Origin of the sequence: Streptomyces sp. NPDC058664, assembly GCF_042716635.1 — a bacterium.
Lineage (GTDB): Bacteria > Actinomycetota > Actinomycetes > Streptomycetales > Streptomycetaceae > Streptomyces.
In genome coordinates, this window is record NZ_JBHXRW010000197.1 from 1 (window position 1) to 1,772 (window position 1,772).

Genomic DNA, 1,772 nt, shown 5'->3' on the forward strand with positions numbered 1-1,772 from the left:
GCGGTGAGCTCCAGGTGTTCGGCGACACTGATCTGCCGTCCGGCGCCGTGGAGCCGGCGCAGCAGCGGGAAGTTGAGCGCCCAGTTGGGCAGAAGCCGCAGCGCGCGGCCCGGCGCGGCCAGGACCGGCGCGGCTACCGGCGGTGCCTGGGTGCCGAGAGCTTCGGCGATGAGTTCGGCGGTGGTCTTGGTGACGAGCGGGTGGGCGGTGGTGCGGATCCGGGCGGTGAGGTACTGCTCGATCTCGCGGACCAGGAGGGCGGCCTCGTCGGCGAGCTCCGGGCCGGAGGGGGCGAGGGTAGTGAGGATCTGGGCGGTCACGGCGCCTGACTCCTTATATACCGGTTTGGGCTAGGGCGGAGACCCGGACGGAGCCCGGACGGCTCCGCGTTATCGCAGGTCAGAGAGTTGGGCGACTTGGACGGATCCGGGCCCGACCCGGACGCGGGTGTCCGGGTCGGGCACTCCGGCGTCCGGGTCGGGGCCTGGTCCGCCTGGGGGCATTCCGGGTCAATCCGGGCGCCCGTCCGGGTTGTGTCCGGGTTGGAATCAGGCGGTAAGCCCGAATCGGTCGGTTGCGGCGGCCTCGACCCGGGTGAGCGGGTAGCCGGTCACCCGGGAGCCCTTCGGGCCCCACGGCCGCTTGGCCTTCTCCTCGTCGGTGCGGACGATGAGGGCGCCGAGCTTCTCGGCGGTGACCGGGTGGCCGGCCGTCTTGAGCTCGTCGACGAGGAGCTGGCCGGGCAGCCAGTCGGCCGGGCCGTCGTCGGTGGCGTGGGCGGTGAAGGTGTCGAGGACGGCGGCCAGGAGCAGCGCGTCGTCCTCGCCCCGGGCGCGGAGCTGGTCGACGAGCGGGACCGGTCCGTTGGGCAGGGTCCCGGCCTTGCGCCGCCACTCGGTGGCCCGCTCGATGAGCGCGTCGACCTGCTCGTCGGTGTAGTAGTCGGCGCGGACCATGGTCGGGTTGGTGCCCTCGGCCCACAGAAGGCCGGCGCCCCGCATCTCGGACTGGATCGTCTTGGCCGAGTAGCCGCTCGCGGCGGCGCCCTTGCCGAGGATCGTGTCGGAGGCCTCCGGGGTGGTGCAGCGCAGCGCCCACCGGATGGACAGCAGGTCCCGCAGCGAGGTGTCGACGACGTCGGAGCCGGGCTTCTGGGTGGCGCAGAAGGTGATGATCCCGGCCGCCCGCCCGCGCGAGACGAGGTTGCGGAGCTTGCGGGTGATCTTCTTCCCGTACTCGTCGTCGGTGGTGTAGAGCATCAGCTCGTCGACCCACAGCAGCAGCTGGCGCAGCTCCGGGTACTTGCCCGCGAGTTCCTCGGTGACCTTGCGCTTGCCGAGCTTCTTCAGCAGCACGTACCGCGCCTTCATCACGTCCAGCAGCTCGTCCAGCATGGCGCTGAAGGCTTCGGGGTCGGCGTCGCCCTCGTAGCGCTCGCAGAGGTGCTCGAACGGCTCCAGGTCGCCGCCGCCCTTGCCGTCGGCCAGCCAGAGGATGACCCGAGGGTCGAGCGCGGCCGCCAGCAGGATCGTGTTGCCCGATCCCGACTTGCCCGCGCCCGGCTCGCCGCCGATCAACCCGGAGCGCTCCACCACGGAGATGGACTGGTGGATGCCGCGCACGTCGGGGCCGATGGAGATCCGGCCCCAAAAGTTCGCGGCCGACTCCAGGGCGAGCAGCGGGCCGGGGACGGGGTCTTGTGTGAACGGCAGCTCACGGGCGACGTAGAGCTCGATGCGTCCGGCGCGGCCCCGTTTGGCGACCGAGACCTG

General features: G+C 71.8%; 1 protein-coding gene and 1 pseudogene. Both read right to left on the reverse strand.

Going from position 1 to position 1,772, the window contains the following annotated elements; translation table 11 throughout:
- A pseudogene (locus ACFWUY_RS41480) lies at positions 1-320 on the reverse strand (hypothetical protein); the annotation flags it as partial.
- A 228-nt stretch (positions 321-548) separates the two neighbouring features.
- A partial coding sequence (locus ACFWUY_RS41485; protein WP_384122182.1) for an FtsK/SpoIIIE domain-containing protein occupies positions 549-1,772 on the reverse strand: 1,224 nt, incomplete at its 5' end.